Below are 7010 nucleotides of genomic sequence, written 5' to 3'. Positions count from 1 at the left end.
GCATGTATTAGGCACGCCGCCAGCGTTCGTCCTGAGCCAGGATCAAACTCTCCATAAAAGAAAATTTGATTTGCTCAAAATTTAATGTCCGAATCTAGTTTGTCAACGAGGGTTAACAACTAGATAAATTATTGCATTAACGTTTTGTTGTTCAGTTTTCAAGGTTCATCCGCTTTTTTACAGCGACTTTCTCAATATAACATGTTTCCCTTTTTGAGTCAACTACTTTTTTAAAGTAATTATATTTTTTATTTGAACTCATTAAGAGAAAACATTATGTCGTTCAGCGACGTTAATTATATTACAATAAACATTCCCGAAATGTCAACACATTTAACGAAAAAATTTTTCGAGGAAAAATAAAAATTATTTAACCTCGAAAAATTATGTTTTAACTATCTATATACTTTACTGCTCATGATAATGTTTAGTATTTGCTCGATATAATCGATGACTAATGGATTCATTTTTGGACTCAATTTCTTCAATTATAATGTATCCTTTTTCAATTAAAAATTCAACGAAAAGCTCCAATTCAACTGAGTAATATCTGAGTTCATGATGATTATGTAAATCTTGGATTGTCCAAAGATCTTTTGTAATAAGGGTTTCCATAATATGTTGAGAGCATGATTGAATTCTAGAATTCATAGAAAATTCAATCGCTAAAAATAATAACTCTAATCTTTTTTCAATACTTTCTCTACTTGTAACTAACTCTTCGTATAATTTGTAAATGGAAGGTTCGATTTTTTTTACTTGCGACCAAACTGTCACTTCTGGATATAGACCGCTTTCGATGATTGATAGTCTCGCCAAATATTGAAGAGATTTTACTACATGATTGTATGCATCTAAATAATCTCCACGTTGAAAAAACTCTTTTCCTTCATGATAACTTCTTACTAATTTCGCAAACTGCACGCCCGCCTTAATTTTTCGTCCGAAAAAGGAGAAATCCTCCAACTTCATTTTTAAATTACTCATATATTCATTGCGCTCAAACATGACTTTCCCATGGAAAATCCAGTCTACTAATCGACGGTTTCTACCTATGTAAATCCATTTATTTATTAAATCTTCAGTTACGACATGCATTGCAACTTTTCGTTCCTCGTAACAATAGTGCTTTGTAAAAATCGGTTGCTGGGCTTCTTTAACAATAATTAAAATAATCGTATCAAATGTATCTGTTAAATTGATTTGATCTTCACGTTTATTAACGAGTATTACTCCTAAGGTTTCAGGTTGACTTGCACGTTCTTGATAAATGGAACGTAGTATATAATCCATGTATAGTCCTCCTATTTTACGATTATCATAATTCCTTTCGACATTAGGGAGAAGAATCCTTCTTTTTTCTTTCTATTTCTCGATTCTTCTTGTCTATGTTATATTAATATCAAGATTGGGAGGGCACTCTAATGAATAAAAAATATTCAAGCAAAATTAATAGAATACGTTCCTTCGCACTTGCACTAATTTTCATCGGATTTATAGTCATGTATGGTGCCGTATTTTTCAGAAATAGTGTTATATTAGTTCTACTTTTTATGGGTTTAGGTTTATTATGTATTATTGCCAGCACTGTTGTTTATCTTTGGATCGGAATGTTATCAACCCGGGCAGTGAAAGTAGTTTGTCCAAATTGTGGTAAGCATACAAAAATGTTAGGACGTGTAGATATTTGCATGTATTGCAACGAACCATTGACTTTAGATCCGTCACTAGAAGGAAAAGAATTCAGTGAAGATTACAATAAAAAATCGAAAAATAATCAATAAAACGAATGAGCCTGTCCAAATAGTACAGAACTTTTTGGGCAGGCTCAAATTCTTATGACCAATATTTTTTATCATTTTCGCAACTATTTATCTGCGACGAATGTATTTGTTCTCATTTTTCACCTTTCAAGTAACTCAACCGTTATCATCCAACTCTTTATAAAAAAGATAAACATTAATCGCATACAAGCTATCTTTATGAAGACATAAAAAACCTAGCAACGAAAGTTACTAGGATTTTTTATAGCACTTGCTTATTCTTTTGTTCTAGACAGTCAGGGCATGTTCCATAAACTTCAAGGCGGTGAGAATTAACTTTGTAACCAGTAACATGAGATGCGAAGTGTTCAACTTCTTTTAATGCTGGGTAGTGGAAATCAGTAATTTTCCCACATCCTTCGCAAATCATATGATAATGGTCGTTTGTTACAAAATCAAAACGACTCGCTGCATCACCATAAGTTAATTCTTTAACTAAACCTGCTTCACGAAATACACGTAAATTGTTGTATACTGTAGCAACACTCATGTTTGGAAATTTACCTTCCAATGATTTATATATTTCATCAGCAGTTGGATGAGACATAGAATTAATTAAATATTCCAAAATAGCATGACGTTGTGGAGTAATTCTTACGCCCGTTGCCTTTAACGTGTCTAGAGCATTTTTTAGATGCAATTCAGACATCGTCATGCACCTCTTTCCACTCATTATTAATTGATAATCGTTATAAATAGTGTACCTAAATAATTGAAATTCGTCAACAATTCGACATATTTAAACTCTCGGTATATTGATTTTCTCAAATTCTTTTATTATGTTCAATATATTATTTATTGGAAGTTTTCATCATGATAACAATCTAATTTTTAAATAATATTTATTCTAATTTAAAATTAATATCCACGCAAAATATCCATAACATTTTCTAAATCTCTCTCACCGTTCATCCACTTTCTTAAGCTTGGTTTAAATATTTCAAAGCTACGTTCTAAATATCTTGAAGACCGGCTTGAAATATGAGGTGAGAGCGTTACATTATCCATTTCCCAAAGCTTGCTATCACTCGGTAATGGTTCCGTTTCATAAACATCTAACACTGCATGGAAAATTTGCTTTTCTTCAAGTGCTTTTATTAAATCTTCTGTTCGCACTAAATCTCCTCGTCCAAAATTCATAAAAATGCAATTATTTTTCATTAAAGTAAAATCTTCATAAGTCAACAAGTATTTTGTTTCTTTTGTACTTGGCAAAATAGAGATGACAATATCCGCTTTAGGTAACAATTGTTTTAATTTATCCATTGAATGCGTTTCATTCATGTATAGAGCACTTTCTCCGCTGCGGTTGAGTCCAATTGTGTATACTTCAAATGCTTGTAACATACGCCCAACTTCACTGCCAATAGCTCCTGGGCCTAAAATAAGAGCAGTTGAACCATTTAATTCATACAATTTTGTTTGTTGATTCCAAATTTTTTCTGACTGCTGTTTATAAATAAATGGCAATGCTCTTTTAATCGATAACAGATGAGCTAATATCGATTCTGCCATTGGTTTTTTATGTATGCCTCGCACATTTGAAACAACAATACCTCTATCGGCAATTGCTTGTGCAGGCATTTTTTCAATTCCAGCAGAAGCTACAAAAATCCACTCTACTTTTTCAGCAATTTTAATTTTTTCATTATCTAAATCTTCCCCGTAAGTAACTAACACTTCCGCTTTCGCTAATTCTTCTTCATCGATTTTTTTATGGAAAACAAAATCAACTTCAGGAAAATCTTTTAGTAAAGATTCTTTTAAATCTGGTCTTGGATCAAATGTGAAATAAACCCTCATATCGTTACTCCCCTTTAAAATCACGCAAATATTGTAAAACTTCTTTAATATGATCTTTTACGCGAACTTTTCTCCATTCCTTCATAATGATTCCATTTTCATCTATTAGAAATGTAGAACGTTCAATTCCCATATATTCTTTTCCAAAATTTTTCTTTAAAACCCAAACGCCGTATTTTTTACATACTTCATGTTTTTCATCTACTAGCAAAGTAAATGGTAAATCATATTTTTCAATAAACTTTTTGTGTCGTTCTGCCGAATCTCCACTAACACCTAATATCACAGCATTCAAATCGGCAAAGGATTCATAATGGTCACGGAAATCACAAGCTTCCGTAGTACAACCAGGCGTCATATCTTTCGGATAAAAATACAGAATTACTTTTTTTCCTCGAAAATTACTTAAGCTCACTGGTTCACCATTTTCATTTAACAGCGTGAAATCTGGTGCTTCCTTATTTACTAAAGATTCATTCATAAAAATTCCTCCCTTTTGAATATCCTACCGAACCGCGTAAAATGTTTCAAATTCTTTGGCGTATTATACCAAAGAAGGCTAAAATAAAGTTGAAATTATAAAATGGAGGCAATACGATGATTCACACAAAATCTGAAGAAGTATATCATGAAGCTTTACAACATATCGTAGGAGGGGTAAATAGCCCTTCACGTTCCTATAAAGCGGTCGGAGGAGGGGCACCCGTTGTAATGGCAAAAGGAGAAGGACCATATTTTTGGGATGTAGATGGTAACCGCTACATTGACTATTTAGCTGGATATGGTCCAATTATTACTGGCTTTGGACACCCACACATTGCAAAAGCCATAAAATTAGCTGCTGAAACAGGGGTGCTTTTTGGGACTCCAACGGTTCACGAAGTAAAATTTGCCAAAATGTTAAAAGAAGCCATTCCATCTTTAGATAAAGTGCGTTTTACTAATTCCGGTACAGAAGCTGTAATGACGACTGTTCGTGTAGCTCGCGCCTATACTGGACGGACAAAAATCATCAAATTTGAAGGCTGCTATCATGGGCATTTCGACCAAGTATTAGTAGCTGCAGGTTCTGGACCAGCAACTCTAGGTTCACCAGACTCTGCTGGCGTTCCTGTAACAGTTGCTACAGAAGTCATTACGGTTCCTTATAATGATACTGAACAATTCCAAATGGCAATGGATAAATGGGGAGAAGACGTTGCTGCTATTTTAATTGAGCCAATCGTTGGAAACTTCGGTATGGTTATGCCAAAACCAGGTTTTTTAGAATATGTTCATAAAGTTGCAAAAGAATTTGGTGCTCTTACGATATATGATGAAGTTATAACAGCTTTCCGGTTCCATTATGGAGCTGCTCAAGACTTGCTAGGACTAACGCCAGATTTAACGGCAATGGGTAAAATTATCGGAGGAGGCCTACCAATTGGTGCGTATGGTGGCCGTAAGGAAATCATGGATACAGTAGCCCCACTAGGACCAGCCTATCAAGCTGGAACAATGGCAGGAAATCCTGCGTCTATGTTAGCTGGAATCGCTTGTCTTGAAGTATTGCAAACACCGGGAGTATATGAAGAAATGGATCGTCTAGGTGCAATGCTTGAAAAAGGAATTTTAGATGCTGCGGAGAAACATGGCATCACAATAACAGTCAACCGAATAAAAGGAGCGCTTACGGTATACTTTACAAGCGAAAAAGTTGAAAATTATAAACAAGCAGAACAATCGGATGGCGAAATGTTTGCCAAATTCTTTAAATTAATGCTTTCAAAAGGAATCAACTTGGCTCCATCCAAATACGAGGCGTGGTTCTTAACAACTGAACATAAAGAAGAGGATATTCTTGAAACGATTGATGCTGTAAATTATGCCTTTTCAAAATTAAAATAAGAAATGCAAGTATGGAATCCTAAATGCTTCACTCCTAATAATTTTGGGATATGTTGCCTTCTGCAAGCTAAATAGGATACAATAGGATTCCATGCTCCAACCATATTTTCAATACTTATTTTTTGACTAGCATATTTCCTTGGGGGATTTATTAATATAAATGAGAATCAGATTGTTATTGAATTATTTACTTCATTTTAATTTCTTAAAACTTTATAAAGTGGGGGCTACATTATGCAATTAGGCGCCCGAGTATTAAAAACAGGAGTAGCAATCGTCTTTTCTTTATTTTTAGCAGAACTTTTAAGTCTTCCATCGCCTGTTTTTGCTGGTATTGCTGCAATCTTTGCAATTCAACCTTCCATTTATCGTTCATATTTGACGATTGTGGAACAAATTCAAGGAAACTTGATTGGAGCAGTTGTCGCAGTTTTATTCGGGCTATTTTTCGGCCATCATATTGTGGCAATTGGTATCGCAGCAATTATTGTCATTGGCATTATGCTAAAATTGAAATTAAATTCATCCCTTTCATTAGCTCTCGTTACAGTAGTAGTTATTATGGTATATGAAGGCAATGATTTTTTGGAATTTAGTATCATTCGTTTTGCAACGGTAATGATTGGAGTATTTGCTTCTTTTATCGTCAATATGATCTTCCTGCCACCTCGTTATGAAGTAAAGTTATTCAGACTTATTCAAACACTGCAGGATGATATCATTCGATGGTCGAGATTAGCGATTCGAGGTGCTTCAGAGCATGTCTCAACAAAAAAAGCTTTAAGTAAATTTGAAAAAAGACTCTCTGAAATTGAATCAATTTATGATTTATATAAGGAAGAGAGGCAATATAGCAAAAAGAAACGAAATACGCAACTTCGCAGGCTTGTTGTGTATCGTCAAATGATTTTGACAACAAAGAAAAGTTTTGAGTTGCTCGTGAGACTTCATAAGCACGAAAATGAAATCGTCCATTTACCAATCGCATTCCAAACAATGCTCCAAGAACGATTAGACTTTTTGCTAACGTATCATGAACAACTGTTATTGAAATATACTGGAAAACTTCGATCTGAGCATTCAAAATGGTCTGTTAGTAAACATCATTTAAATCGTTCGGAAGTAATGGAACAATTAATTAAACAAATCGAGATTGAAAAACAACGTGAAGGTGAAGAAGAGTTTTCTAGCTATCATTTATTCTATATTTTTTCACGAATTCTTGATTATGAGGAAAACTTGGAACATCTTGATACTTTAATCGTTTCCTTCCGCAACTTCCATAGCCAAGACCGCAATGAAGATTTAGAAGAGCAATTTTATTAATGGAGGGTTTTCTAAAGATAAAAAGAGCGAATCGATTCGCTCTTTCAGACTGTCGACAAACCCCAACTCAAATGAAGCATTTGAGTTGGGGTTTGTCTTTTTTTTGCTCATCATTTTCTAAGATTCTTCTCTTATTTAGGCTGGACATGGTCTTTTCCATGTCCAGTTTGC

Annotated in this window: 7 protein-coding genes and 1 rRNA gene; 3 read left to right on the top strand and 5 right to left on the bottom strand. The window is 34.1% G+C overall.

Going from position 1 to position 7010, the window contains the following annotated elements:
* Together HF990_RS14635 and HF990_RS14630 are read right to left on the bottom strand one after the other, a co-directional pair.
* Positions 1–58 (bottom strand): 16S ribosomal RNA (locus HF990_RS14635); the annotation flags it as partial.
* Positions 59–408: 350 nt separating this feature from the next.
* Positions 409–1293, bottom strand: a complete 885-nt coding sequence (locus HF990_RS14630) for a nucleotidyltransferase-like protein (RefSeq protein ID WP_096552214.1) — start codon at positions 1291–1293, stop codon at positions 409–411.
* 131 nt (positions 1294–1424) lie between these two features.
* Here HF990_RS14630 and HF990_RS14625 point away from each other — a divergent pair, with 131 nt between their 5' ends.
* Entirely contained in the window at positions 1425–1784 is a 360-nt protein-coding gene (locus tag HF990_RS14625; protein ID WP_016837846.1) for a YgzB family protein, read from the top strand.
* 241 nt (positions 1785–2025) lie between these two features.
* Here the strand turns inward: HF990_RS14625 and perR are convergent, their stop codons facing one another.
* From perR to bcp, 3 genes are all read right to left on the bottom strand, one after another.
* On the bottom strand, positions 2026–2478 hold the full coding sequence (gene perR, locus HF990_RS14620) for a peroxide-responsive transcriptional repressor PerR (protein ID WP_040764514.1): 453 nt from the start codon (positions 2476–2478) through the stop codon (positions 2026–2028).
* Between the two features lie 203 nt (positions 2479–2681).
* Positions 2682–3626 (bottom strand): D-2-hydroxyacid dehydrogenase, encoded by a 945-nt coding sequence (locus tag HF990_RS14615; protein ID WP_016837848.1) that lies wholly within the window; start codon positions 3624–3626, stop codon positions 2682–2684.
* 4 nt (positions 3627–3630) lie between these two features.
* Positions 3631–4107 (bottom strand): thioredoxin-dependent thiol peroxidase, encoded by a 477-nt coding sequence (bcp, locus tag HF990_RS14610; protein ID WP_168412876.1) that lies wholly within the window; start codon positions 4105–4107, stop codon positions 3631–3633.
* A 116-nt stretch (positions 4108–4223) separates the two neighbouring features.
* On the opposite strand from bcp, the gene HF990_RS14605 reads away from it, so the two are divergent.
* Both HF990_RS14605 and HF990_RS14600 read left to right on the top strand, forming a co-directional pair.
* A complete protein-coding gene (locus HF990_RS14605) occupies positions 4224–5513 on the top strand; it encodes a glutamate-1-semialdehyde 2,1-aminomutase (RefSeq protein ID WP_168412875.1) in 1290 nt (429 codons plus the stop codon).
* Between the two features lie 234 nt (positions 5514–5747).
* Positions 5748–6839, top strand: a complete 1092-nt coding sequence (locus HF990_RS14600) for an FUSC family protein (protein ID WP_016837851.1) — start codon at positions 5748–5750, stop codon at positions 6837–6839.
* Positions 6840–7010 lie beyond the last annotated feature (171 nt).

The sequence above is a fragment of the Ureibacillus thermosphaericus genome (assembly GCF_012396605.1).
Taxonomy (GTDB): Bacteria; Bacillota; Bacilli; order Bacillales_A; family Planococcaceae; genus Ureibacillus; species Ureibacillus thermosphaericus.
This window is presented reverse-complemented; position numbering and strand designations above follow the sequence as displayed.

Coding starts and splice junctions, on each gene's coding strand:
- HF990_RS14600 (WP_016837851.1), top strand. CDS start 5,748: ATGCAATTAGGCGCCCGAGTATTAAAAACAGGAGTAGCAATCGTCTTT.
- HF990_RS14625 (WP_016837846.1), top strand. CDS start 1,425: ATGAATAAAAAATATTCAAGCAAAATTAATAGAATACGTTCCTTCGCA.
- perR (WP_040764514.1), bottom strand. CDS start 2,478: ATGACGATGTCTGAATTGCATCTAAAAAATGCTCTAGACACGTTAAAG.
- bcp (WP_168412876.1), bottom strand. CDS start 4,107: ATGAATGAATCTTTAGTAAATAAGGAAGCACCAGATTTCACGCTGTTA.
- HF990_RS14615 (WP_016837848.1), bottom strand. CDS start 3,626: ATGAGGGTTTATTTCACATTTGATCCAAGACCAGATTTAAAAGAATCT.
- HF990_RS14605 (WP_168412875.1), top strand. CDS start 4,224: ATGATTCACACAAAATCTGAAGAAGTATATCATGAAGCTTTACAACAT.
- HF990_RS14630 (WP_096552214.1), bottom strand. CDS start 1,293: ATGGATTATATACTACGTTCCATTTATCAAGAACGTGCAAGTCAACCT.